The sequence below is a fragment of the Streptomyces sp. NPDC057280 genome (genome assembly GCF_042668605.1).
Classification (GTDB): Bacteria; Actinomycetota; Actinomycetes; order Streptomycetales; family Streptomycetaceae; genus Streptomyces.
Map to the genome: position 1 here is coordinate 883684 of NZ_JBHUYR010000001.1, position 23684 is coordinate 907367.

Below are 23684 nucleotides of genomic sequence, written 5' to 3' on the forward strand. Positions count from 1 at the left end.
CCGCTAGCGGAAGTTCCCCCTCACTCATGCGCCTGTACCTGCTCGCCCTCAATCCGACCGACTCCGTCACCGAGGGCTTCCTGCCCGCCGCGCACCGGCTGGGCCTGGACGTCACCGTCCTCACCGACCAGCCCGCCGCCCACCGCGCCACGTATCCCGACGTCGAGGTCCTGGAGTGCGACGTCCGTGACTTCCGGGCCGTCGTCACCCGCATCTCCACCCACCACCACCCCGACGCGGTCTTCACCAACAGCGACCACCTCCAGACCCAGGCCGCCCTGGCCGCCGCCTACTTCGACCTGCCCGGCAAGGACTGGCGGACCGCGCTGCGCTGCAAGGACAAGGCGGAGATGCGCCGCCGGCTCGCCGCCGCGGGCGTGGACACGGTCTGGTCGACCGAGATCACCGAACCGAGCGCCGCCCTCACCGACGCCCCCTACCCCTGTGTGCTGAAGCCGCGCGAGGGCGTCGCCAGCGAGGACGTCGTCCTCGTCGACGGACCGGAGGAGCTGGCCACCCGCGCCAAGGAGATCTTCGCGCGCCGCCCGGACGCGGTCCTCGTCGTGGAGGAGTACCTCCCCGGCGAGCTCCACACCCTGGAGACCCTCGGCGACGGGCAGGTCCGGCACGTCCTGGGCGGCTTCCACACCGAGCTGTCGCCCCCGCCGTACTTCATCGAGGAACGCCTCACCTTCGTCCCGGCCCACCCCGAGGCGGTGGTCTCCCAGGTCCTCGCCCAACTGGACGCGCTGGGTGTCGGGTTCGGCGCCTGCCACACGGAGTTCGTGGTGCACGAGGGCCGGGCGCGGATCATCGAGGTCAACTACCGGGCCATCGGCGACCAGTGCGACCTGCTGCTGGCCCGGCTCCTGGAGATCCCCCTCTTCGAGCACATCCTCCGCACCCATCTGGGCGAGCCGCTCCCCGCGGACCTCGGCACCCGCCGCGACGGAGCCGCCCGCCTGGAGTACCCGTGCGCCGACCGCGCCGGCCTCCTCACCGAAGCCCCGCCTGCCACCGAACTCGTCGTGGACGGCGTTCACCTGACGTACCGTCCGCTACGGCCGACCGGGGAGCGGCACGAGCTGTACCGCACCAACCGCGACTACCTCGGTGTGCTGCGCGCCACCGGCACCGACCAGCCGACGGTGGACCGGGTGACGGCCGACTTCCTGGCGGGCCTGCGCTGGGAGATCCAGCCGTGACGGCCGACACGATCCGGGCCGAAGCGACCTGTGACGCACAGCTGCTGACCCGTGTCCTGAGCGCTCTCCTCCGCGAGGACGTCGTGGGCCTGCGCACCCGCAGCAGCCTCGTCGAACGCCCGGACGGCCCCTGGCTGCGACTGCCCGCCGAGGGCGACGCGCTCCTGCTGCCCGTCGCCGAGGACGGCTTCCAGTGCGAGTACGCGGCCCGACTGCCCCTACTGGTCCGCGAGTCGGACGGCAGGGAGCTCAGCTCGTACGACACCGTCCTCACCGCGCTGCGCGCGCTCGCCGACCCTGTCGACCGTGAGGGCTACGACGCCTTCGCCGAGGAGTGCCGGCAGACGCTGGCCACCATGCGGCTGCACGCGACCTCACCGGTCGGCTTCGGCACGGACTCCACCCGGTGGCCGCCGCTCGCGTACGACGCCCTCGCCGCCCGCCTCGACCATCCCGTGTATCCCACGGCACGCGGACGCGCAGGGCTCACCGAGGATGACCTGCGCGCCTACGCACCGGAGTTCCACCCGTCCTTCGCCCTGCGCTGGCTGGCCCTGCCCCGCGAGTCCGTCACCGTCGCCGGCACGCTCCCGAAGTTCTGGCCCAGTTGTGGCGACCTCGGGCTGGCGGCGGCCGAGGGCACCCATCTGCCGCTGCCGGTCCACCCGTTGACCGTGAACGCCCTGCGGGAGGCGGGCCTTCCCGAGGGTGCCCTGTTCGCCGAGCGCACGCACCTCGACGTCGTACCGACCCTGTCGATGCGCACGGTGGCCGTGGACGACACGCACCATCTCAAACTCCCCCTCACCACCTCCACGTTGGGCCTGCGCAACAAGCGGTCCGTCAAGCCCGGCACCCTCGTCGACGGCGCGGCGGGACAGCGGCTCGTCGAGGCCGTGCTCGCCCGTGAACCCCGGTTCCGGGACACGATCCTGCACGCCGACGAGACCACGTACGCCCATGCCGGGCACGAGTTGCTGGCCGTGCTCTGCCGCCGCTTCCCGGCCGGTCTTGACGGCGCCGAGGTCGTACCGCTGGCCGCCCTGCTCGCCGAAGCGCCCGACGGTCGGCTGGTCCTCGACCACCTGGCCGACCGCTTCCACGGTGGCGACCGGCTCGCCCTCCTTGACGCCTTCCTGACGCTGCTCTTCGACTGGCAGACCACGCTGTTCGGGTACGGCATCGCGCTGGAGTCGCACCAGCAGAACATCTCGCTGGTGCTGCAGCCGGGACGTCTGCGGCTGCTGTTCAAGGACGACGACGGGCCGCGGATCAACCCCGAACGGCTGGGTGCGGTCCTGCCCGGCCCGTGGGGTTTCGACGACGCCCGGACCCATGTCACCGGCGACGGTCCGGTGGCCGACGTGTTCGCCACGATCACCGTCCATCTGTGCGCGGGCGCCTACGCGTTCGGGCTGCCGCGGCAGCGCCGGGCCGTGCTCGATCTCGTACGGGCCCGGCTGACGGAGGCGGTGGACCGGCTCGGCGGTGACGCCGGGGAGGTGCTGCGGGCCCGGGTGCTGCGGGCGCCCCGGCTGCCGGTGAAGGCGATGGTCACGGCCGGGACGCTGCTGTCCAAGGAGCGTTCGGGCGCCACCGACGTCAACAAGCACTACACCACCGGACCCAACTACCTGCTCCCGGACGGGGGTCCGGCATGAGCGCCGCGCAGGCCGTCCGAGTGCCGCGCGGCGGCTTCGGGCGGGGCCAGGTGCACGCCGTGGCGGGCTGCTACTTCGTGGCGTCCTTCGCGGCCCTCGGTCTGCCGCCGTATCTCACCGAGATTCTCCCGGAGTTGGGCGACCGCCAGGCCCGCTGGGCGGGGGTGCTGTATGTCGTGCCGACCGTGTTCGGCGCGCTGGCGGCCCCGCTGTGGGGGCGGCTCGCCGACCGCTACGGGCGCAAACGGCTGCTGCTGCGGGCCCAGTTGGGGCTCACCGTCGCGTTCCTGCTGGCCGGCTGGGCCGACTCGCTGGCGACCTTCACGCTGGCGCTCGTCCTCCAGGGCGTCCTGGGCGGCACGTTCGCCGCCTCCAACGGATATCTGGGCGCGGCCCTGGAGGGCCCGGCCCTGTCCAAGGCGCTCACCCTGATGCAGGGCAGCGCCCGGGCGGCGCTGGTGGTAGCGCCGATCGTGGTCGGCACGCTGTCCGGCTGGTTGTCGCCGCACCGCCAGTACGCGCTGCTCGCCGTACTGCCGCTGACGGCCGCGCTGCTGCTCGCGGCCCTTCCGGAACCGGGGGCAGCCGAGCACCGGGAGACCGACACCGTCGCCCCTCCCCAGACGGCTCCCGTGCTCTCGCTCCGGGCCCTGTACACACTGGAGTTCGCGTTCGTGTTCTCCACCGTCATCTCCTTCCCGTACCTCATCGCCCTGGTCGACGACCGGCTGCCGGGCACCTCGCCCACGCTGTCCGGCGTGCTCTTCGCCCTCCCCCACCTGTGCTATCTGGTGGGCGCGCTGGCCGTGCACGCCGCCTTCCGGGACCGCCCCCGGGCCGGGATCGTGCTCGGGTTCGCCCTCATCGCCCTCGGTCTCGCCGGACACGGCCTCGCCGCGCACCTGCCCGCACTGATCGCCGTACGGCTGCTGCTCGGCGCCGGTCTCACCCTCGGCCTGGTGTGCCTGCAGGTGCTGGCCGCGGAGTGCGCCAGAGGGCGGGCGCCCGGCGGCATGTTCGGTTCCCTCGAGTTCTTCTCCAAGGCCGGCGCGGTCGTCGCGGGCCTCGCCGCCGCCGCGGGCAGCGCCCGCTTCGGCCCGGCCGCTCCCGTGCTGACCGGCGCCGCCGCGGCCGCCGTCACCGCCGTGGCGGCCCTCCTCTCCTCCATGACCCCCCGCTGGAGCCGCTGATGCCCCCGCTCGCCCCCACTCCCGAGCGCACCGCCCTGCCCACGGCCGACGAGGTGGTGGCCCACACCCTGCTCAACTGTCTGCTGCGCGAGGTGTCCGGGCCGGAACGCCAGAGTGTCGTCGCCGACGGCACGCTCCTGCTCCGGCTGCCGCGCCGCGGGGTCCTGCTGCGCGTCGCCCTGCGCCGCACCTCGCTCCTCGGCGCGCACCGCTTCACCGGGCCCGTCCACGAACAGCGCGGCACCGACTGGGCCGAGGTGGACTGGCGGCGTCTCGCCGAGTACACGCGCGACGAGCTGTCGCTGCGCAGCGGCGTGCCCAACGAGGAGTTCCTGGAACAGGTCGCCTCCAGCCACGCCTCCGTGACGACCGCGCTCAGCACGCCGAGCACCTCGGCGACCGACGCCTACCTCGCCTCCGAGCAGTCCCTGTTGTTCGGCCACCGCTTCCACCCCACCCCCAAGGCCCGCACCGGCGACCCGCACGCCTGGTCCGCGTACGCGCCGGAGGCCGGGGCGGTCTTCCCGCTGCGGCACCTCGCCGTGCGCGAGCACCTGATCGCCGAGGAGGCCGCCGAGCCGTCGGCCGTGGCCCCTCTGGACCGTCCGCGCGCCGACGTCCCGGACGGCTACCGGCTGCTGCCCGCCCACCCCTGGCAGTACGAGACGCTGCGCGACCATCCGATCCTGCGCGCGGCCCTCGGACGCGGCGACGTCCTCGACCTCGGCCCGGGCGGGCGGCCGTTCGCGGCCACGGCGTCCGTGCGCACGCTGTACGACGGGGAGACCTTCCTCAAGTTCAGCCTGAACGTGCGGATCACCAACTGCCTGCGCAAGAACAGTACTTACGAGCTGTCGGGCGCCGTCGCCCTGACCCGCGCGCTCGCCCCGGCCCTGGCCGACCTCGCCCGCCGCTTCCCCGGCAGCGCCGTGCTCCGTGAGCCCGCCTACCGCACCGTCGCCCTGCCGGGCCCCGACGGCACCCCGGACCGGGAGCTGTTCGAGGGTTTCGGCGTCATCGTCCGCGAGGGCCTGCCCGCACGCCTCGCGCCCGGCACCACCCCGCTGCTGGCCGCCGCGGTGGCCGACGAGTACCCGACCAGCGCCGCGCAGATCTCCCGGCTCCTCGGCACCCCGGACGCCCGCGCGGCCCTCGACTGGTGGTCGGCCTATCTCGACCTGCTGATCCCACCGGTCCTGGCCGCCTACTTCGACCACGGCCTGGTCCTGGAACCCCACCTGCAGAACGTCCTGGTCTGCGTGGACCGTACCGGCCTGCCCGCCCAGGTCCTCTTCCGCGACCTGGAGGGCACCAAGCTGATCCCCGAGCACCACGCCGACGCCCTGGCCGCGCTGCCGCCCGAGGTCGCGACGCCGATGACGTACGACGCGCAGCGGGGCTGGGACCGGGTCGTCTACTGCCTGCTGGTCAACCATGTGGCCGAGCTGCTCGCCGCCCTCGCCGACCTGCACCCGCGGGCGGAGGCCGCGCTGTGGCACCGGGTGCGGGCGACGCTCCGGGCCTACGCGGACCGCCACGGCTGCCCGCCCCGCCTGGCCGCCCTCCTCGCCGGCGTCCCGCTGCCCGCGAAGGCCAACCTGCTCACCCGCTGGGAGCGCAAGGCCGACCGCGAGGCCGGGTACGTCCGCCTGCCGTCCCCGCTCGCCGAGGACATCCTGACCGGGAGCACCCGATGACAACGACACGCACGGTCCACGACCACGTCCGGTCCTTGCCCGCCGGCGAACTCCCCGCCTACGTCTACGACTTGGCGGCCCTCCGCGCCCACGCCGCAGCCGTCCGGGACGCGCTCCCCGAGCGCGTGGAGCTCTACTACGCGGCCAAGGCCAACCCCGAGCCGGAGATCCTCGCCGCACTCGGTCCGTACGTCGACGGCTACGAGGTCTCCTCGGGCGGCGAACTCGCCCACGTCGCCCAGGCCGTGCCGGGCCGCCCGCTGGCCTTCGGCGGGCCCGGCAAGACGCCGGACGAGGTGACGGGGGCACTGGAGCGGGGAGTCGACCGCTTCCACGTCGAGAGCGCCTACGAGCTGCGGATGCTGGCCGAGCTGGCGCGGCGCAGCGGACGGCGGGTCGCGGTGCTGCCGCGCGTCAATCTCCCGCTCTCGGACGGCTCGCTGGCGGGCAGCTCACTGGCGATGGGCGGGCGCCCGACCCCGTTCGGCATGGACCCGGACGAGGCCGCCGAGGTGGTACGCGCTCTCGCCGACGGCGCCTACCCGCACCTCGAACTCCGAGGCGTCCACGCCCACTTGGCGAGCGGTCTGGAGGCTCCCGACCTCCTCGCTGCGGCCGCGGCCGTGGTCGCCTGGGCCACCGGCCTGGGTGTCCCGCTCGCCGAGGTCAACGTCGGCGGCGGCATGCACGTCGACTACGCCGACCCCGGGCGCCGCTTCGACTGGGCGGCATACGGCGGCGGGCTCGCCCGACTCGCCGCGAGACACCCGGAGTTGACGCTGCGGATCGAGCCGGGGCGGGCGCTGACGGCGTACTGCGGCTGGTACGCCACGGAGGTGCTGGACGTGAAGCGCAGCCACGGCGAGGAGTTCGCCGTGGTCCGGGGCGGCACCCACCACCTGCGGACCCCGGCGACGAAGGGACACGACCAGCCCTGCTCCGTGCTCCCGGTCGAGGCGTGGCCGCATCCCTGGCCGCGCCCCGCCGCCGAGGGCCAACAGGTCACGTTGGCCGGGCAGTTGTGCACACCGAAGGACACCCTCGCGCGTCGGGTGCCCGCCGCCGGGCTGCGGGCCGGTGACCGGGTGCTGTTCTCGCTGGCGGGCGCCTACGCCTGGAACATCTCCCACCACGACTTCCTGATGCACCCGCGGCCCGGCTTCCACTTCCTGGACGCCGGGCCGGAGCAGGACCGCTAGAAGGGGTAGTGCGCCTGCTGGGTGGCGATGGTCACCCAGCGGGTGTTGGAGAAGGCCTCGATGCCCCAGCGGCCACCGAAGCGGCCGTACCCGGAGGCCTTGAAGCCGCCGAAGGGGGCCTGCGGCTCGTCGGCCACCGACTGGTCGTTGATGTGCACGATGCCGGTGCGGATCCGGCGCGCGACCGCGAGGCCGTGGGTGGCGTTCTCGGTGATGATGCCGCAGGTCAGGCCTTTGTCGGTGTCGTTGGCGACGGCCACGGCGGTGGCGTCGTCGGCGAACGTCTCCACCACGCACACCGGCCCGAACGCCTCCGCGTGATAGAGCTCGGCGTCCTTCGGCACGTCCGTGAGCACGGTCGCCGGGTGGACCGCGCCGTCCGGCTTGCCGCCGCCGGTGAGGACCTTCGCGCCCTTGGCGACCGCGTCCTCGACCAGCCCGGCCACGCGCTGCGCGGCGGAGGCGGCGACCAGCGGCCCGACCACGGTGTGCGGGTCGGAGGGGTCGCCGGCCTGGAGCGAGGCGGCCTTGGCGGTGAACTTGCGGGTGAACTCCTCGGCGAGGGACTCGTGGACGAGGATGCGGTCGCCGGACATGCAGATCTGCCCGGCGTTCATGAACACGCTGAAGGTGACGGCATCGACGGCGTAGTCCACGTCCGCGTCGGACAGTACGATCACCGCGTTCTTGCCACCCAACTCCAGGACGGCGGGCTTGAGATGACGTGCCGCGTGCTCGCCGATGATGCGGCCCACGTTGGTGGAGCCGGTGAAGTTCACGGCCCGGACCCGCTCGTCGGCTATCAGGGCCTCGGCGATCTCGGCGGCGTCCGCCCGGTCGTTGGTGATGACGTTCAGCACGCCGTCCGGCAGCCCGGCTTCACGCAGCACGTCGGCCACGAACAGAGCGCAGGCTATGGGCGCGTCCTCGCTCGCCTTGACGACGACCGTGTTGCCCGCGGCCAGCGGCGCCGCGACCGCGCGTACGCCGAGGATGACCGGTGCGTTCCAGGGCGCGAACGCGGCGACCACGCCCACCGGTTCACGCACCGCGAGACCGAGCGCGCCCTGCTCCTGTGCGGTGAGCACCTCGCCGCGCGGGGCCGTCACGGCGGCCGCCGACTCGCGCAGCATGTTGGCGGCGAGCGCCACGTTGAAGTACGCCCACGGCCGGGTGCCGCCGGCCTCGCCGGCCATGAGTTCGGCGACCTGGTCGCCCTTGCTCTCCAGCAGGTCGGCCGCCTTCAGCAGGATCGCGCGCCGGGCGAAGGGGGCCAGCACCGCCCACTCCTCGAACGCCGCGTCGGCCGCGTCCACGGCCCGCCGCACGTCCTCGGGGCCCGCCGCCGCGACGGTCGCGTACACCTCCCCGGTGTAGGGGTTGAGGTCCTCGGCCGTGCGGCCGGAGGCGGCGGGGACATCCTTGCCGCCGATGAGGAGTTCACGGGTGATGGGCATGATGCGGACCTCTTCGTTCGCCACCGATATGTGCGCATTGCGTGAATATGTTCGCCACGTGAAACAAGATTCACCTGCTCACCGCATGCTCCGCGCGCCCCCCGGGCAATGTCAAGGGCCGCCCGGATGCCCGGACGGCCCTTGGTGTGGACGTGCGCGTACGACTCCGTACGCGGATCAGACGACTACTGGATACCCGGCAACAGCCCGGTGACCGGGGCGGCCAGGTCGGTGATCTGGGTCAGCTGGTTGAGGTCGTTCAGACGGTTGAGCTGGGCCAGCTGCTCGGACGGGCGCGGGATCTCGGCCTTGCGCTCCGCGGGGATGTCGCTCACGGACAGTGAGTCGAGCGTGGCGATCGGGCTGAGCTGGGCGGCGTCGGCGTCCGCGGGGGCCGCGCTCGCCATCGGGGCGGCGAGGCCGGTGACACCGGCGGCGAGACCGACGACGGCGACGATACGTCGAGTGGAGATCATGTCGTGAGCAACGCCGGCACGCGCGGCGCGGACACGGGTGCCGGGCGGCTCTCACCCGTCAGGCGCAGTGCCCGGGTTGCGCTTGCCGAGACCGGCGGGGCGGAGGAGTCTCGAAGGTGAGACCCGGGCGGCCCCTCCCCTCGGGCCGCGGGCCTCACAGGAGGTCATCATGGGCGCGTTCAGCACGGAGACATTGCGTCAGGGCATCGAGGGAGACAAGGCCGCGAATCTGCTGTCGCTCTACGCGGACGACGCGGAGCTGCGCATCGTGGACCGCAACACCCAGCCCAGCAATCCACGGGTCCTGCACGGCCGGAGCGAGATCGGCGAGCTTCTGGAGGACGTCTACAGCCGCGACATCAAGGCGCACAAGCTGGAGAAGTGCATCATGCAGGGCGACCAGGTCGCGTACACGGAGTCCTGCGAGTACTCGGACGGGGTCCGGGTCTTCGCCGAATCCATGATCACGCTGCGGGACGGCAAGATCGCCGAACAGATCATGCTCCAGGCATGGGACGAGTAGGGAGAAGTCTGCCGAAGGTCCAGATCACGTCCCGGTTGACCTGGACCTTCTCGGCGCGTGCGGGCCTCGGCCGGTCGTTCCCGGTGCGCTCCCGGCGCACCCTGCCGGCCGCGACGGCGGCCCGGCTGGCGTCCGCCGCACTGCTGCGGTCGGCGCTACGACGGACCCGGCCCCGCGCGCTCCCCCCGACCCCGCACCGCCGGATCAGGAGGCGCCGGGGTTAGTCTGGGGGCGGGCCGTGACTGGCGCTGAGGTGGAGCACCACCGGGGAGCGGCCCGTACGACATGAAGCCGTGCGCCTGGGCGAACCCGACTGTCAGCCCAGGAGTGGATCATGACCCAGGCACGTCTCATAGACGGCACCGCGCTCGCCCGACGCATCGTCGAGGACACCGCCGAGCGCGCCGCCGACCTCACCGCACGCACCGGCACGACGCCGTGTCTCGCGACCGTACTGGTCGGTGCGGACCCCGCCTCCGTGACGTACGTCCGGATGAAGCAGAACCGTTCCCGCAAGGCCGGGATCGCCTCCCGGCACGTGGAGCTGCCCGCGGCGACCACGACCGAGGAACTGGTGAGCACGCTCCGGCAGCTCTCCGCCGACCCCGCCGTGCACGGCATCCTGCTCCAGCACCCCATGGGCGCCCACATCGACGAGCGGGCCGCGTTCGAGGCGATCGCCCCCGAGAAGGACGTCGACGGCGTCACCTTCGCCTCGTTCGCGACGATGAGCTTCGGGCTGCCGGGCTTCGTGTCCTGCACGCCCGGCGGCATCATACGGCTCCTCGACGCCTACGACGTCGACCCGTCCGGCAAGCGGGCCGTGGTCGTCGGCCGCAGCGCGATCCTCGGCAAGCCCGCCGGCATGCTGCTGCTCGCCCGGGACGCGACGGTGACGTACTGCCACTCCCGTACGGCGGACCTGTCGGCGGCCGTACGGGAGGCGGACATCGTGGTCGCCGCCGTGGGCCGGCCGAAGCTCATCAAGGGCCAGGACATCAAGCCCGGCGCGGTCGTGATCGACGCCGGCTACAACCCGGGCAACATCGGCGACGTCGACTTCGACTCCGCGGTGGAACGGGCCTCCCTCATCACCCCGGTGCCGGGCGGCGTCGGTCCGATGACGATCGCGACACTGCTGGAGCAGACCGTGGACGCGGCCGCCCGGCAGCTCGGGGTGGGTCAGCCCGTCCAGGCGCTGTAGTCCATGACGTCACCGGCTTTCACGCCGTACTCGGGCTCCGCCTTCGTGAAGGTGGTCTCCAGGCCGAGTACGGCGCCGGTGGCCGGGTCCATGATCAGCATGCGGCGGGTGCCGGACTGCTCGTAGACGTACGCCTGTCCGCGCCGCCCCAGCCGGTCCGTCACCTGCCCCACCGGCTTCAACCCGTCGGTGCCCGCGAGCAGTTGGGCCAGCGCGGCCGTCTCGCGGGCGCCGAGGTGCCAGGTGTCGAGCACGTAGTCCACGGCGTCCAGGAGTTCACCCGTGTCCAGCGGGGTCTTGCTGTACGCGGCCTCCTGGAGATAGGCGCGCAGCCGGGCCACGTCGTGCGGGGGCGGGGACTGCGGCGGGGCGTCGCTCCAACTGGGCGGGTACGTCCGGGTGGTGCGGTGCCGGCCGTCGTCGACGGTCTCCGTGTGGCTGTCGTCGGCGTTCCAGCGGACGATGCGTTCCTCGGGGTAGGTGATCGGCGGCTTGTCGTCACTCATGCCGAGGCTCCAGGTCCGCACGTGGGTGCCCTTGCGGAGCACGGCCGAACCGTCCGCCACCCGCGCCCGCTCCGCCAGGGTCTCCAGGGGTACGGGGGTGGAGTCGGCCCGTACGACCAGCGGGCGGGGCGCGGCGGCCGCCGGGGCGGTGGTCTGGCCGGTGAACAGCAGGGCCGAGACCAGCGCGGCGACGACTCCGCCGGCCGCCAGCCCCCAGTACAGTCGGGGGCGGCGGGCGGTCCGCTGCCGCAGCAGCGCGTCGAGCCGGCGCTCGGCGTGGTGGTCGAGGGGGCCGTCGCCGTAGTGAGGGCCGTCGGTGGGCACGGGGTTGGCGCGGCGCAGGAGGTCGAGTTCGTCAGCCATGGCCGTTCTCCTTCACAGCGGCGGTGGTCGTGGGGCACATCCGGTCGATCTCGGCTCTCAGCCGGCGCCGGGCCCGGTGCAGCCGCATCGACGCGGCGCGGCGGCCGCAGCCGAGGACGACGGCGACCTCCTCGATGCCGAGTTCCTCCCACGCGGTGAGCCGCAGCACCTCCCGGTCGGCCGGGGAGAGCCGGGCGAGGGCGTCGTGCACCCAGGCGCCGGGGGTCTCCGCTTCCGGGCCCTCCTCGATATGCCGCCCGTGTGCCGTGTCGTCGTTGCCCAGCCGGTCCACCAGGCGCCGCCGGCGCCCGTGTCCGCGTACCGCGTTGGCCAGGCAGTTGCGTGCCACGCCGTACAACCAGGGCAGCGGGGCCGGCGGCAGGTCGGCGCGGCGTCGCCAGGCGACGGTGAACACCTCCGCCACCACTTCCTCCACCTCGCTCGGCCGCCCGTCCAGTCGCCGCGCGACATAGCGGCTGACCGCCCAGTAGTGCTCGCGATAGGCAGCGGCGAAGTCGTCGTCGTTGCTCATGTTCCGTTCGTGTCCGGCACCCTCGGGATCGTCACAGCCGTCCTCGGTGATTCTCCTCGCCTCCCCGGAGTGTGACGTCCGGGCGGGGCGCGGACACAGGCGGGGCATGAGACACCTGAAGTGGCTGACGACCACGGATCACAAGACGATCGGGACGCTGTACCTCGTCACGTCGTTCGCGTTCTTCTGCATCGGTGGCGTGATGGCGCTGCTCATGCGCGCCGAGCTCGCCCGGCCCGGTCTTCAGATCATGTCGAACGAGCAGTTCAACCAGGCGTTCACGATGCACGGCACGATCATGCTGCTGATGTTCGCGACGCCGCTGTTCGCCGGCTTCGCGAACTGGATCATGCCGCTCCAGATCGGCGCCCCCGACGTCGCCTTCCCTCGCTTGAACATGTTCGCCTACTGGCTGTACCTGTTCGGCTCGCTCATCGCGGTCGGCGGCTTCCTCACCCCGCAGGGCGCGGCCGACTTCGGCTGGTTCGCCTACAGCCCGCTGTCCGACGCCGTCCGCAGCCCGGGTGTCGGCGCCGACATGTGGATCATGGGTCTGGCCTTCTCCGGCTTCGGCACCATCCTCGGCTCGGTCAACTTCATCACCACCATCATCTGCATGCGCGCGCCGGGCATGACCATGTTCCGCATGCCGATCTTCGTGTGGAACGTGCTGCTGACCGCCGTCCTGGTCCTGCTCGCCTTCCCGGTCCTGGCGGCCGCGCTGTTCGCGCTGGAGGCGGACCGCAAGTTCGGCGCCCACGTCTTCGACGCCGCCAACGGCGGGGCCCTGCTGTGGCAACACCTCTTCTGGTTCTTCGGCCATCCAGAGGTGTACATCATCGCGCTGCCGTTCTTCGGCATCATCTCCGAGGTCATCCCGGTCTTCTCCCGCAAGCCGATGTTCGGCTACATGGGCCTGATCGGCGCGACCATCGCGATCGCCGGCCTGTCCGTGACGGTGTGGGCCCACCACATGTACGTCACCGGCGGTGTGCTGCTGCCGTTCTTCTCCTTCATGACGTTCCTCATCGCCGTTCCGACCGGCGTGAAGTTCTTCAACTGGATCGGCACGATGTGGAAGGGCTCGCTGTCCTTCGAGACACCGATGCTCTGGGCCACCGGCTTCCTGGTCACGTTCGTCTTCGGTGGCCTGACGGGCGTGATGCTCGCGTCGCCGCCCCTCGACTTCGCGGTCTCCGACTCCTACTTCGTCGTCGCCCACTTCCATTACGTCGTCTTCGGGACGGTCGTCTTCGCGATGTTCTCCGGCTTCCACTTCTGGTGGCCGAAGTTCACCGGCAGGATGCTCGACGAGCGCCTCGGCAAGATCACGTTCTGGACGCTGTTCATCGGCTTCCACGGCACGTTCCTCGTCCAGCACTGGCTGGGGGTGAACGGCATGCAGCGCCGGATTCCGGACTACCTGGCGGTGGAGGGCCTGACACCCCTCAACACCCTGTCGAGCATCTTCTCGCTCGTGCTCGGCGCCTCGCTCCTGCCCTTCTTCTACAACATCTGGAAGACGGCCAAGTACGGCACACCGGTCACGACCGACGACCCCTGGGGCTACGGCCGCTCCCTGGAGTGGGCGACCAGCTGTCCCCCGCCGCGGCACAACTTCCTCACCCTGCCCCGTGTCCGCAGTGAGTCCCCTGCGTACGACATGCACCACGCCCCGGCACCGGAGTTGACGGCACAGTGACGTTCTTCAACGACATCGAGGGCCATCTGCTGCTCGCCGCCACCCGGCAGGAAGGCCGCACGGCCGCCGAGCGGTTCACCGCACCCCTGCACTGGCTGACGGACAGTCAGCGGACCGAGCTGGAGCATCGCTTCGAGGCGGAGTACCTCGCACTCGCCCGCACCTCCTGGCAGCGCACGGCAGTGCGGGCGGCGAGTCTGCGGGACGAGTACGAGGCGAGGTACCGGACGCTGCGCCGACGACTGCTGGCGGGTCTGCTGCTCACCTGCGCGGCGGTCGTCGGCGCCTTCGCCCTCTGTCCGCGCTAGTTCTGCGTCCACTTCTGGTTGCTCTGGCCGTTGCACGTCCACAGCACCATCAGCGTGCCGTTCGCCGTGGCGGCGTTGTAGGCGTCGAGGCACAGACCGGCGTTGACGTTGGTGATGGTTCCGTCGCTGTTGACGTTCCACTTCTGGTTGTTCTGGCCGTTGCAGGTCCAGATGATGACCTTGGTGCCGTTGGAGGTCCCGCTGTTGTCCGCGTCGAGGCACTTGTTGCCGTACACGACGAGTTCCTTGCGGGAGGTGTACGTCCACTGCTGGTTCTGGCCGCCGTTGCAGTCCCAGAGCTCGGCCTGGGTGCCGTTGGTGAGGGTGTTGTCGAAGACGTCGAGGCAGCGGCCGGAGCCGCTCCCCGTCACCAGGGTGCTGTTCGCGCCGGGCAGCGGGCGGACGGTGATGTCGGCGAGCGTGGGCGCGCCCGTGAAGGTCAGCGTGTTCGAGGAGCCCTTGGACAGGCCGGCCATGACCGAGATCGTGCCCTGGGAGGCTCCGGTGGGCGGGAAGGAGACGGTCGTCGAGCCCTGGCCGTTGACCTTGAGGGTGGCGGTGCGGGCACCGGAGGTGCTGTTGGTGTAAGCGACGTCGACGGTCTTGATCCCGGTGCTTCCGGCGGCCACGCCGGTGAAGCTCGCCGTGCCGGTGTAGGTGGTGGCCGGCTGCTCGGTGCCGCCGGTGACCGTCAGCATCACGGAGCCGCCCGCCGGGACACTGGTGGTGTAACTCGTGCCGTACGAGCCGAGGTCGGCGCGGGCCCACAGGTCACGGACGGTGGCGTTCGCGTTGGTGAGACCGAGGTCGGACCAGCGGACGGTGATGTTGTGCGCGGCGGAGGTGCGGTTCATCAGCACGACGGCACGGTTGCCCTGGCCGGACAGGACCTTGCCGTACACCTGAAGGCCTGTGGTGTCCTCGGCGACCTTGACGCCCTGGAGGCCGCGCGCGTCCTGGTCGACGGCGATGACCTCGGGGTTCTTGAGGATGTTCGCCGTCTCGGTGGACATGGTGGCCAGGTTGTTGCCGGCCAGGAGGGGTGCGCCGGAGAGGGCCCACAGGTTCATGTGGGTGCGGTTCTGGGCGGCGGTGAAGCCGGACGTGCCGACCATGAGCATGTCGGGGTCGTTGTAGTAGCCGGTGTGCTGGGCGAGCGGGTGCAGTCCCTGGTCGAAGTTGGACAGCATGTTCGTCTGGGACGGGCTGTTGCCCCAGAAGATGATGTCGGTGCTGGTCCGGTACATCGGCGCGAGCCCGGGGGCCCAGTTCCAGGGGTTCTGGTTGCCCCAGTTGCAGATCGAGAGGGTGAGCGGACGTCCGGTGGCGGCCGTCGCCCTGGCCACCGCGTCGCTGATCGACTTGTACGTCGTCGCCGCGTCGAGGCCTTCCGCGTCACCGCCGCACCAGTCGACCTTCACGAAGTCGAAGCCCCACTGCGAGAACTGGAGCATGTCCTGGTCGTAGTGGCCCTCGCTGCCGGAACCGGGGGCCGCGGGGCGGCCGGTCGGGTAGTAATAGCCACAGCCGTCCTTGCCGGCGTCGGTGTAGATGCCCGCCTTCAGGCCCTTGCTGTGGATGTAGTCGGCGATGGCCTTCATGCCGCCGGGCCACTCGGACTCGTCGACGGTGATGTTCCCGGCGCTGTCCCGGGTGCCCTGCCACCATCCCTCGTCGATGTTGATGTACCTGTAGCCCGCGTCGGGCAGCCCCGCCGCCACGAACGCGTCGACCTGCTGCTTGATCACGTCGTGGTCGATGGCGGCGGCGAAGCTGTTCCAGGAGGCCCAGCCCATCGGCGCGGCGGGCACGGCGATCTGCCGGCTCGTCGCCGCCTGGGCCGGGGCGGGCTGGGCGAAGAGCAGGGCGGCGGTGGCGGTCAGAGCGAGCACGACGGCGCGTACGACGGCGGATCCGGTACGGCGTACGCGCCCGTCGCGGGGCGTGCGGGGTGCGGGAAACATGCGGCTCCTTCGGAGGGGAGGAACGCTCGGCTCGGTCGATATATCGAACAAGGACCGGAGAGTCGAACGTATCGCGCGCCGAAAGTAGAGCGGCGGGAGTCGGAAGTCAACGGCTGTGACAGGCGTGAACTCGCCCTTTCGCACGGGTCGTTCACCCCTCGCGGGCCGCGTTCCCGACATACTGACGCTCGTGCGCGTAGCAATCATGACGGCGGGTTCGCGGGGCGACGTGGCCCCCTTCACTGGGCTCGGGCACGGCCTGCTGCGGGCCGGGCACGAGGTCACCCTGGTCACGCACGGCTCCTTCGAGCCGCTGGTGGCAGGCTCGGGGCTCGGCTTCCACGCCCTGCCGGTGGACCCGCGGACGGTTCTGGAGTCCGAGCGCGGGAAAGGCCTGCACCGCAGTGCCACCGGCCCCGGCAAGCTACTGCGAGCGGTCACGATGGCACGGGCACTGGCGGGCACGATGGCCGACGACCTGGTGGCGGCGGCCCGCGCCGCCGACGCACTCCTCCTGTCGGCCTCCCTCGCTCCCCTCGGCCACACCATCGGGGAGGGCCTCTCCCTGCCGACCCTCGGCCTCAGCCTCCAACCGGTGGCCGCGACAAGGGAGTTCGCCCCGCCCATGCTCGGCGGCGGCTCCTGGGGCACGCTCGGCAACCGGCTGGCCGGACACGGCGTGAGCATGGCCATCGAGCACGTCTTCTCGTCGGTGGTCCCCGAGGTGCGCACCCGACTGGGCCTGGGACAGGTGCGCAGCGGCACGGCGCTGCGCCGCCGGGAGCGCCGCAACTGGCCCGTCCAGCACGGCTTCAGCCCACTGGTGGTGGCCCGGCCGCACGACTGGCGGCCCGGTCTGGACATCGCGGGCTACTGGTGGCCGTACGACGTCTCGACCGAACTCCCGTCAGATGTACGGGAGTTCCTGGACGCGGGCCAGCCCCCCGTCTTCGTCGGCCTCGGCAGCGCCACCGTTCCCGACCCCGAACGCCTCAGCACCGAGATCGTGCGGGCACTGCGGCGGGCGGGGCTGCGTGGGGTGTTCCAGCAGGGCTGGGCCGGGCTCGCAGCCGACGGCGAGGACATGCTGACCGTCGGCGAGATCGCCCACTCGGTGCTCTTCCCGCACATGGCCGCGGTCGTCCATCACGCGGGGGCGGGAACGACGGGAGCGGGGCTGAGGGCCGGGGTGCCCGCGGTGCCGGTACCGATCCAGTTCGACGCGGGGTTCTGGTCGGAGCGGCTGGTCTCGCTGGGCGTGGCCCCGACGACGGTACCGCTCCGCCGCCTCACCACGGACAGACTGGCGTCGGCCTTGACGGCGATCGCGCGAGACGCCGGGTATCGGGAGCGAGCGCGAGAGCTGGGGGCACGCATTCGCAAGGAGGACGGGGTAGCCCCTGTGCTGGAGGCCGTGAACTGCCTGAGTGGGTGAGCAACAACGCCCTATAGGGGCGCGGGGGAACTGCGCGACCAGCCCCCACGGCGCCGCACAAGAAATCAGTCCCCCCACCCCACGGGCCGCAAGATCGCCAACAACTGCCGCACCAACTCCTCCACCACCTCGTCCAGCGAGGCATCAACCCACCCCGAACTCCAGTCATGGAGCAACCCATTGACGGCCCCGATGAACGCCGTCGCCGGCAGCCGATAGTCCCGAGGCACCGCCTCCCCCCGCACCACCGCCTCCCCCGCCTCCGCACACACCAGATCCACCCACTGCGCGCGCCGGGCCAGCCGTTGTTCCTCCATCCGCGAGCTGACCCCGATGATCTCGACGAACGTGATCCGGATCCGGCGCGGGTCACTGGTGACGTTCGCGGCGTACGCCCGGAAGATCGCGGCGACCCGCTCGGCCAGCGGCAGCGCCTCCGAGTCGGCCACCGCCGCCAGCACCGCCTCCTCCGCCCAGCCGTTGACCTGTAGGTGCAGCGCGGCGAGGACGTCCTCCAGCGTGCGGAACTCCTCGTAGAACTGCCGCGTGGACAGCCCTGCGGCCTCACTCAGCGCGGCCACCGTCGTGTTGCGGTAGCCCGGCGTGCCGCCGAACAGTTCCAGCGCGGCGTCCAGGAAACGGCGGCGCCGTTCGGCCTGCCGTTCCTCCGCGGTCTTGCCGCCGTAGCGGCCGGTCGGCGCCTTGAGCCTGCCCGCCACGGTCACCTCCGTTGATCGCCCACTGGCTCGCCAATTTTGTCGTGCGCGGAGTCTTGTGGACAGGGCGCCCCTTCCTTACTTTTCAGTAAGTTGACTCTGAAAGCATCTGTATTCAGTTTCCGAGAGCCGCCTTTCCGAGTCCCGATTTGGCATGTCCTACTCATGAACCCCACTCAGAGGAGAGAGCCGTCATGCCTGCCTTCAGAACCCGGCACCTGTGCACCCTGGCCGCCGCCGTCGCTCTGACCGCCACCGTCCCGGCGGCCTCCGCCGCCTCCGCGGCCGATGCCGCCGCCCTGCGCGAGGTGCTGTTCGTCGGCAACAACTGGGACGGCACCGCCGACGTCCTCCAGTCCACCGGAAGTCTGGCCAAGGTCGGCCGGATCAACGTCATCCCCGACAAGGACGCGCGGATGGCGGAGATCAACGCCGATCCGATCAGGTGGATCTACTTCATGGCGATCCGCAACGGCGTCGGCGAGGGCCACGACCAGTTCGCCGACGACATGTACACCACGCCGGACGGCACCTCGGTCGTCGTCTCCCGGCCGAGTTTCGCCGACGTCGTGTCGATCAACCTCGCCACCGGGAAGATCAACTGGCGCTTCCCCGTGTCGGGTTACCGCTCCGACCACATGGCCGTCTCGCCCGACGGCACGCGGGTCGCCGTGTCCGCCTCGACCGCGAACACCGTGCACGTCCTCGACATCAACACCGGCAAGCAGGTCGGCAAGTTCGCCACCGGCGACAAGCCGCACGAGAACATCTTCAGCAAGGACGGCAAGTACATCTACAACATGGCGATCGGTGACGTGAACACGAGCACCGACGCCCCGTGGCTGGACTGGACGAAGGGCGACCGGCACATCACGGTCGTCGACGCGACGACGTACCAGCAGGTCAGGACCATCGACATGCGGCCGAAGCTGGATGCGCTCGGTCTCACGGACTACTCCGACGCGGTGCGCCCGGCCGTGTTCTCGCCGGACGAGTCCAAGCTGTACTTCCAGGTGTCGTTCTTCAACGGCTTCTTCGAGTACGACCTCGCCACGGACCGGATCACCCGGACGAAGACCCTGCCGAAGAACCCGGCGACCAGCGACGACCGCACCACGTTCGTCAACGACTCGCGCCACCACGGGCTTTCGATGAGCCCCGACGGCAGCAAGCTGTGTGTCGCCGGGACCATGGACGACTACGCGACCGTCGTCAACCGCAGCACGCTCCAGGAGGGCCCGCTGGTCACCGCGTCCAAGCCGTACTGGGCGACGGTCAGCGGCGACGGCAAGAGCTGCGTCATCTCCGAGAGCGGCGCCGACCAGGTCACGGCGATCGATTTCGCCACCGGGCAGAAGACGGTGTCCGTGCCGGTGGGCGACCACCCGCAGCGGGTGCGGCTCGGCCATGTCGCGGCGAACTGGACGAGCCCGGCGTCCTGAGGGGGCGGGTGCGGTTGTGCGTCGGGTGCGGGCGCGTCGTGGCTTGTCGCGCAGTTCCCCGCGCCCCTGAAGGCACCAGAACTGGTCCGACCTCACCGACGCACCCCGCACCCGACACCCGACCGTCTCAACCGAACTTTGAGGCCATCCACGTCCCGAGTTCCGCCTTGGCCGCGTTCAGCACGTTCGCCGACGGCGTCGTCGCCCCGTTGGTGACCAGCGCGTAGTGCAGGGCACCGGAGTCCCCGTCAGTGAGCAGCACGCGTCGGCTGCCCGTGCCGCCAGGTTCGACGGCCGTGCCGATCGGGGTGGACGTCATATAGGCCGGCGGAGCGTACGCCGTGCCCAGGTCGGAGACGACCGTGGTCGTCGCGGTCGGGAAGGAGGCCGGCAGATGCAGTTCGGTGGGGGCCGTGCCGCTGCCCGAGCGCCACACCAGCAGGCCGTACTGTCCGGAGCCCACCAGGGCGGACACGTTCGGCAGTGAGCTGGGCACCGGGTTCCAGGTCAGGGTGGTGGAGCCGTCGCGGGAGCGGTCCTCGTAGGTAAAGGCGAGGGTGCTGCCGGAGGTCGCGCTCGGGTAGAGGCGGTCCAGGAGCCGGGCGTCCTGACGGAGCGTCACCGCACCGTTGCCGTCGAGGCGTACGGCGGACAGGTCCTCGTCGTTCCAGCCGTCCCCGCTGGTCTGCACCTTGTCGGGGTTGCCGTTCATCAGCTCGCTGTGGCGACCGTTGTAGATGTCCCACTGCCATTGCGAACCGGACAGCACCGGGCCCGAACCGGCCGGTGACGTCCACCAGTTGGCGCCCTTCACCCGGGAGTCCAGGGCCTGGTACATCGCCTTGAGGACGGTCGGCGCCTTGCCGGCGGTGGAGCCGTTCAGGGGGTGGCCGAACTCGCTGACGACGGCCGTGGTGCCGAGCGCGGAGGCGCGGTCGCGGACGGTGCCGAAGTCGCTCACGTACTGGCCGTCCGAGGCGTTGCCCCACATGAGGATGCCGGAGATGGCCTTCTGGTCGTAGAAGTGGGTGTTGAAGACGTACCGGGAGCCGAGGGAGCCGGCGTCGAGGAGACCGCCCTCCTCCTTGCTGACGTTGCCGTTCCAGAAGAGGTTGGGCTCGACCAGGGCCGGCTTGTCCTGCCAGCCCGCCGCGTCCATGCGGGCCCGGAACTTCACGTAGAACGGCCACAGCAGGTCACGTTCCCAACTGCGGCTGGCCTGACCGGAGTCGTAGGTGCCGGCGTACGGCTCGTTGTAGGGGTCGAAGCCGAGGACGCCGGCGAACTCCTCGGTGCTCACGTTCTGCCTGATGTAGGCCATGACCTTCTGGGCCGTGGCGAGGAAGGCGTCCTGGAGGCCGTACCTGTTGTGCCAGAAGTCGTACTGGGCGGCCTTCACCGCGCCGTTCTGGGTGATGTTCTGGCCCCACACGAAGCAGATCCCGCACGATTCGTCGGGGTAATCGCCCAGGTCCACAGCCCACTTGGGGGCACCGTCACCCGTGTACCAGCTGTCGTCGTCGAAGAGGTACCGGGAGTAGAGGTCCTGGTGGAAGTCGGGGTAGACGCGGATGCCCGCGTCGAGGAAGGCGCGCATCTGGGCGGTGGCGGCGGACAGGTACGCGGTGTCGACCTGGCCCTGCACCGGTTCGGCGTAGGCCCAGGAGAGCAGGAAGCGGACGGAGTTGCCGCCGCCGAGGGCGCGCAGGGCCTTGGCCGACTTCTGGGCGTCTGCGACGGAGGCGAAGGGCAGGCCGTGGTTCTCGGCGAGCTTGGTCTCACCGGAGACGTTGTAGCCGCGCAGTACGACCTCGCGGCCGAGTCCGTCGACGAAGCGGCCGCCGGACACCGTGAGCGCCGTGCCGTCGAAGGAGAGGGAGTCGGGGACGGTGGCCGCGGTGGCGGGCGGGGAGCCCGCCACCGTGAGGAAACCGCAGAGTCCGCAGAGGACAACCAGGACAACCAGCAGACGCGCCCGGATATTCGGCATGTTCACTACAGTCCGGTGATATCAGGACACCGTCAATACCTTCTGACTCATGAGTAAGTCTCAGGTTTTCTCGGCTCTTTGACCCCACTAACCCCTTCGGCCTGTTACGTTCAGCAGGTACTCCTTGCGGTTGAGGGGGTTGAGGTCGGTCCGCGGACGCTCGGGGACGTCGTCCCCGCCCGCCACCGGCGCGTAGTCCTCGAAGCCGCTCTCCCACTCGGCCTCGCCGCGGGTCAGCCCGGGCAGCCGCTGTTCGAGGCCGTGCACCCGGGCCGCCGGAACCACGCCCTCCAGCACGCACAGCGCACCCCGCGTCCGGGTGGTCTCCGGCACCGCGCGCGCCGCGGACAGCACCGGCAGCAGGGCGCCCAGCGTGTCCGCCGGGGCCTCCAGCCGGAAGCGGTGCATCGGCTCGTACACCCGCGTGCCCGCCCGCCGCAGCGCCTCGGCGAGGACCAGCGGGGTCAGGCCGCGGAAGTCGGCGCCGGTACTGGACATGCTCTTGTCGAAGCCCTGGTGGGCGTGGCTCTGCCGGGGCCAGTAGCCGGAGTGGGTCATGGTGACCGCGCAGTCGGCGACCTGCCAGCCGTGCAACCCCTGGGCGAGGGTCTCGCGGACGGTGTCCTCGACCGCCCGGAAGAACGCGTACGGCATCGCGCCCAGCTCCACCGCCAGGCCGAAGGTGACGCCGGTGCCGGGCGGGGCCGGGTCGACGCGCAGACCGACCGTGGCGAGGAAGGGGTTGGCGTCCTTCTTGATGAACTCGGCGGCGGCGCCCGTCCCCGCCGGGCGTTCGATGCACAGCGGCGTGGTCTCCCGGAAGCCGACGGCGAGCCCGAACTCCTCGGCGAGGGTGGCCTCGATGACCTCCTTCTGGACCTCGCCGTAGAGGGAGACCGACAGCTCCTGGCGTACCTCGTCGTGGCGCAGGTCGATCAGCGGGTCCTGCTCGGCGAGCCGGGTGAGGGCCAGGTGCAGGGCCCTGCGGTCGGTGCCCGGGCCGGGGACGACGACGGTCTCCAGGGTGGGCGGGGAGAAGAAGTGGCCGTGCTGTTTGCGGGGTTCGCCGATCGTGTCGCCGATGCGGATGTTCCCCAGCCCCCACAGCCGCGCGATCCGGCCCGCCGAGACCGCGTCCGCGCGGACGTCGGTGCCGTGGTCGAAGACGCTGACCGCGGTGACCCGGCCCTCCTCGCGCCGGGGACCGAAGGGCACACGGTCACGGGTGCGCAGGGTGCCGGAGAACAGCCGCGCGTACGCGACCTTCTCCCCCGCCGGGCCCCGCTCGACCTTGAACACGCTGCCGGAGACGGGCCCTTCGGGGTCGCCGTCGGCGGCGGGCAGCAACTCCTTGATCCCGCCGATCAGTTCGGGCACTCCGGCGCCGGTGACGGCCGAGCCGAAATACACCGGGTGGACGAGGGCCTGCCGGGTCTGGGCGACGAGAGCGGACCGCAACCGCTCGTCCGCGAGCGTCCCGTCGACGTACGCGGCGAGCAACTCGTCGTCGTGGTCGGCGAGGACGTCGGGCGCCACCGCGCCGGCCACGAACGCCGCGTCCCGCGTGCCGGGGTCCACGACTCGCCCCATCGGCACGATCGCGGGCGTGAGCCGCTCGGCGAGGGCGTCGAGGACACCGTCGTGGCGTGCCCCGCGGCGGTCGATCTTGTTGACGAAGATCAGCGTGGGGATGCGCAGCCGCTGGAGCGTCCGCATCAGGACGCGGGTCTGGGCCTGGACGCCCTCGACGGCCGAGACGACCAGCACGACCCCGTCGAGCACGCCGAGGACCCGCTCCACCTCGGCGATGAAGTCGGGGTGGCCGGGGGTGTCGATGAGGTTGACGGTGATGTCGTCGACCGCGAACGAGACGACGGCCGACTTGATGGTGATACCGCGCCGGCGCTCCAGCGCGAGGGAGTCGGTCTGCGTACTGCCGGCGTCGACGCTGCCGATCTCGTCGATCACTCCGACCGAGTGCAGCAGCCGCTCGGTCAGGCTGGTCTTACCGGCGTCGACATGGGCGAGAATCCCGAGGTTGAGCAAGTGCACGAAGCGTCATGTCCTTCGAAGAGGGGGTCATTCCTTCTTGGGTGGACATGCGTGCAGTGCGC

At 71.2% G+C, this 23684-nt stretch carries 20 protein-coding genes and 1 riboswitch; of the genes, 12 read left to right on the forward strand and 8 right to left on the reverse strand.

Annotated features, from left to right (window positions below; genetic code table 11):
• Positions 1 to 26 precede the first annotated feature (26 nt).
• The 5 genes from ACFUO4_RS04015 to ACFUO4_RS04035 are packed head-to-tail and all read left to right on the forward strand — an operon-like array spanning position 27 to position 6952.
• On the forward strand, positions 27 to 1205 hold the full coding sequence (locus tag ACFUO4_RS04015) for an acetyl-CoA carboxylase biotin carboxylase subunit family protein (protein ID WP_383479675.1): 1179 nt from the start codon (positions 27 to 29) through the stop codon (positions 1203 to 1205).
• Positions 1202 to 2866, forward strand: coding sequence for an IucA/IucC family protein (locus ACFUO4_RS04020; RefSeq protein ID WP_383479677.1), 1665 nt, complete (start codon positions 1202 to 1204; stop codon positions 2864 to 2866). Before ACFUO4_RS04015 ends, ACFUO4_RS04020 begins: the two co-directional genes overlap by 4 nt.
• Complete coding sequence (locus tag ACFUO4_RS04025; protein ID WP_383479679.1) at positions 2863 to 4056, forward strand: MFS transporter; 1194 nt, start codon at positions 2863 to 2865, stop codon at positions 4054 to 4056. The genes ACFUO4_RS04020 and ACFUO4_RS04025 overlap by 4 nt, the downstream gene beginning before the upstream one ends.
• Entirely contained in the window at positions 4056 to 5753 is a 1698-nt protein-coding gene (locus ACFUO4_RS04030) for an IucA/IucC family protein (RefSeq protein WP_383479681.1), read from the forward strand. Before ACFUO4_RS04025 ends, ACFUO4_RS04030 begins: the two co-directional genes overlap by 1 nt.
• Entirely contained in the window at positions 5750 to 6952 is a 1203-nt protein-coding gene (locus tag ACFUO4_RS04035; RefSeq protein WP_383479682.1) for a type III PLP-dependent enzyme, read from the forward strand. The genes ACFUO4_RS04030 and ACFUO4_RS04035 overlap by 4 nt, the downstream gene beginning before the upstream one ends.
• On the opposite strand, the gene ACFUO4_RS04040 is transcribed toward ACFUO4_RS04035, so the two are convergent.
• A complete protein-coding gene (locus ACFUO4_RS04040) occupies positions 6949 to 8409 on the reverse strand; it encodes an aldehyde dehydrogenase family protein (RefSeq protein ID WP_383479684.1) in 1461 nt (486 codons plus the stop codon). The genes ACFUO4_RS04035 and ACFUO4_RS04040 overlap by 4 nt on opposite strands.
• Before the next feature lie 185 nt (positions 8410 to 8594).
• Positions 8595 to 8885 (reverse strand): hypothetical protein, encoded by a 291-nt coding sequence (locus tag ACFUO4_RS04045; protein ID WP_383479686.1) that lies wholly within the window; start codon positions 8883 to 8885, stop codon positions 8595 to 8597.
• 169 nt (positions 8886 to 9054) lie between these two features.
• Between ACFUO4_RS04045 and ACFUO4_RS04050 the strand changes: the two genes are divergently transcribed.
• From ACFUO4_RS04050 to ACFUO4_RS04060, 3 genes are all read left to right on the forward strand, one after another.
• Positions 9055 to 9408: a nuclear transport factor 2 family protein gene (locus ACFUO4_RS04050; protein ID WP_059191167.1), complete on the forward strand. Its 354-nt coding sequence runs from the start codon at positions 9055 to 9057 to the stop codon at positions 9406 to 9408.
• A complete protein-coding gene (locus tag ACFUO4_RS04055) occupies positions 9396 to 9632 on the forward strand; it encodes a hypothetical protein (protein WP_383479688.1) in 237 nt (78 codons plus the stop codon). The genes ACFUO4_RS04050 and ACFUO4_RS04055 overlap by 13 nt, the downstream gene beginning before the upstream one ends.
• 4 nt (positions 9633 to 9636) lie before the next feature.
• Positions 9637 to 9720: riboswitch (ZMP/ZTP riboswitch) on the forward strand.
• A gap of 22 nt (positions 9721 to 9742) precedes the next feature.
• A complete protein-coding gene (locus tag ACFUO4_RS04060) occupies positions 9743 to 10612 on the forward strand; it encodes a bifunctional 5,10-methylenetetrahydrofolate dehydrogenase/5,10-methenyltetrahydrofolate cyclohydrolase (protein WP_383479689.1) in 870 nt (289 codons plus the stop codon).
• On the opposite strand, the gene ACFUO4_RS04065 is transcribed toward ACFUO4_RS04060, so the two are convergent.
• Together ACFUO4_RS04065 and ACFUO4_RS04070 are read right to left on the reverse strand one after the other, a co-directional pair.
• Entirely contained in the window at positions 10591 to 11481 is an 891-nt protein-coding gene (locus ACFUO4_RS04065; RefSeq protein ID WP_383479691.1) for a CU044_5270 family protein, read from the reverse strand. The genes ACFUO4_RS04060 and ACFUO4_RS04065 overlap by 22 nt on opposite strands.
• Positions 11474 to 12013 (reverse strand): RNA polymerase sigma factor, encoded by a 540-nt coding sequence (locus ACFUO4_RS04070; RefSeq protein WP_079308947.1) that lies wholly within the window; start codon positions 12011 to 12013, stop codon positions 11474 to 11476. Before ACFUO4_RS04070 ends, ACFUO4_RS04065 begins: the two co-directional genes overlap by 8 nt.
• Before the next feature lie 106 nt (positions 12014 to 12119).
• On the opposite strand from ACFUO4_RS04070, the gene ctaD reads away from it, so the two are divergent.
• Both ctaD and ACFUO4_RS04080 read left to right on the forward strand, forming a co-directional pair.
• Positions 12120 to 13715: a cytochrome c oxidase subunit I gene (gene ctaD, locus ACFUO4_RS04075; protein WP_128112121.1), complete on the forward strand. Its 1596-nt coding sequence runs from the start codon at positions 12120 to 12122 to the stop codon at positions 13713 to 13715.
• Positions 13712 to 14023 carry a hypothetical protein gene (locus ACFUO4_RS04080; RefSeq protein WP_383479693.1) on the forward strand — a complete coding sequence of 104 codons (312 nt, stop codon included), beginning with the start codon at positions 13712 to 13714 and terminating at the stop codon, positions 14021 to 14023. Before ctaD ends, ACFUO4_RS04080 begins: the two co-directional genes overlap by 4 nt.
• Here the strand turns inward: ACFUO4_RS04080 and ACFUO4_RS04085 are convergent.
• Complete coding sequence (locus ACFUO4_RS04085) at positions 14020 to 15987, reverse strand: RICIN domain-containing protein (protein WP_383479695.1); 1968 nt, start codon at positions 15985 to 15987, stop codon at positions 14020 to 14022. The two genes, ACFUO4_RS04080 and ACFUO4_RS04085, sit on opposite strands and share 4 nt — an antisense overlap.
• A gap of 205 nt (positions 15988 to 16192) precedes the next feature.
• Here ACFUO4_RS04085 and ACFUO4_RS04090 point away from each other — a divergent pair, with 205 nt between their 5' ends.
• Positions 16193 to 17422, forward strand: coding sequence for a glycosyltransferase (locus ACFUO4_RS04090; RefSeq protein ID WP_383482271.1), 1230 nt, complete (start codon positions 16193 to 16195; stop codon positions 17420 to 17422).
• A 65-nt stretch (positions 17423 to 17487) separates the two neighbouring features.
• Here ACFUO4_RS04090 and ACFUO4_RS04095 read toward each other — a convergent pair whose 3' ends face one another.
• Positions 17488 to 18141, reverse strand: coding sequence for a TetR/AcrR family transcriptional regulator (locus tag ACFUO4_RS04095; protein ID WP_383479697.1), 654 nt, complete (start codon positions 18139 to 18141; stop codon positions 17488 to 17490).
• A 191-nt stretch (positions 18142 to 18332) separates the two neighbouring features.
• Between ACFUO4_RS04095 and ACFUO4_RS04100 the strand changes: the two genes are divergently transcribed.
• Positions 18333 to 19580, forward strand: a complete 1248-nt coding sequence (locus ACFUO4_RS04100; RefSeq protein ID WP_079308952.1) for a YncE family protein — start codon at positions 18333 to 18335, stop codon at positions 19578 to 19580.
• 127 nt (positions 19581 to 19707) lie between these two features.
• Here the strand turns inward: ACFUO4_RS04100 and ACFUO4_RS04105 are convergent, their stop codons facing one another.
• Entirely contained in the window at positions 19708 to 21570 is a 1863-nt protein-coding gene (locus ACFUO4_RS04105) for an endoglycosylceramidase (RefSeq protein ID WP_383479699.1), read from the reverse strand.
• 87 nt (positions 21571 to 21657) lie between these two features.
• On the reverse strand, positions 21658 to 23622 hold the full coding sequence (locus tag ACFUO4_RS04110) for a GTP-binding protein (protein WP_383479701.1): 1965 nt from the start codon (positions 23620 to 23622) through the stop codon (positions 21658 to 21660).
• Positions 23623 to 23684 lie beyond the last annotated feature (62 nt).

What these genes read in the sequence shown, in the direction of transcription:
- ACFUO4_RS04015 (WP_383479675.1), top strand. Translation starts at nt 27, where the DNA reads ATGCGCCTGTACCTGCTCGCCCTCAATCCGACCGACTCCGTCACCGAG.
- ACFUO4_RS04025 (WP_383479679.1), top strand. Translation starts at nt 2,863, where the DNA reads ATGAGCGCCGCGCAGGCCGTCCGAGTGCCGCGCGGCGGCTTCGGGCGG.
- ACFUO4_RS04030 (WP_383479681.1), top strand. Translation starts at nt 4,056, where the DNA reads ATGCCCCCGCTCGCCCCCACTCCCGAGCGCACCGCCCTGCCCACGGCC.
- ACFUO4_RS04035 (WP_383479682.1), top strand. Translation starts at nt 5,750, where the DNA reads ATGACAACGACACGCACGGTCCACGACCACGTCCGGTCCTTGCCCGCC.
- ACFUO4_RS04040 (WP_383479684.1), bottom strand. Translation starts at nt 8,409, where the DNA reads ATGCCCATCACCCGTGAACTCCTCATCGGCGGCAAGGATGTCCCCGCC.
- ACFUO4_RS04045 (WP_383479686.1), bottom strand. Translation starts at nt 8,885, where the DNA reads ATGATCTCCACTCGACGTATCGTCGCCGTCGTCGGTCTCGCCGCCGGT.
- ACFUO4_RS04050 (WP_059191167.1), top strand. Translation starts at nt 9,055, where the DNA reads ATGGGCGCGTTCAGCACGGAGACATTGCGTCAGGGCATCGAGGGAGAC.
- ACFUO4_RS04055 (WP_383479688.1), top strand. Translation starts at nt 9,396, where the DNA reads ATGGGACGAGTAGGGAGAAGTCTGCCGAAGGTCCAGATCACGTCCCGG.
- ACFUO4_RS04060 (WP_383479689.1), top strand. Translation starts at nt 9,743, where the DNA reads ATGACCCAGGCACGTCTCATAGACGGCACCGCGCTCGCCCGACGCATC.
- ACFUO4_RS04065 (WP_383479691.1), bottom strand. Translation starts at nt 11,481, where the DNA reads ATGGCTGACGAACTCGACCTCCTGCGCCGCGCCAACCCCGTGCCCACC.
- ACFUO4_RS04070 (WP_079308947.1), bottom strand. Translation starts at nt 12,013, where the DNA reads ATGAGCAACGACGACGACTTCGCCGCTGCCTATCGCGAGCACTACTGG.
- ctaD (WP_128112121.1), top strand. Translation starts at nt 12,120, where the DNA reads ATGAGACACCTGAAGTGGCTGACGACCACGGATCACAAGACGATCGGG.
- ACFUO4_RS04085 (WP_383479695.1), bottom strand. Translation starts at nt 15,987, where the DNA reads ATGTTTCCCGCACCCCGCACGCCCCGCGACGGGCGCGTACGCCGTACC.
- ACFUO4_RS04090 (WP_383482271.1), top strand. Translation starts at nt 16,193, where the DNA reads ATGACGGCGGGTTCGCGGGGCGACGTGGCCCCCTTCACTGGGCTCGGG.
- ACFUO4_RS04100 (WP_079308952.1), top strand. Translation starts at nt 18,333, where the DNA reads ATGCCTGCCTTCAGAACCCGGCACCTGTGCACCCTGGCCGCCGCCGTC.
- ACFUO4_RS04105 (WP_383479699.1), bottom strand. Translation starts at nt 21,570, where the DNA reads ATGCCGAATATCCGGGCGCGTCTGCTGGTTGTCCTGGTTGTCCTCTGC.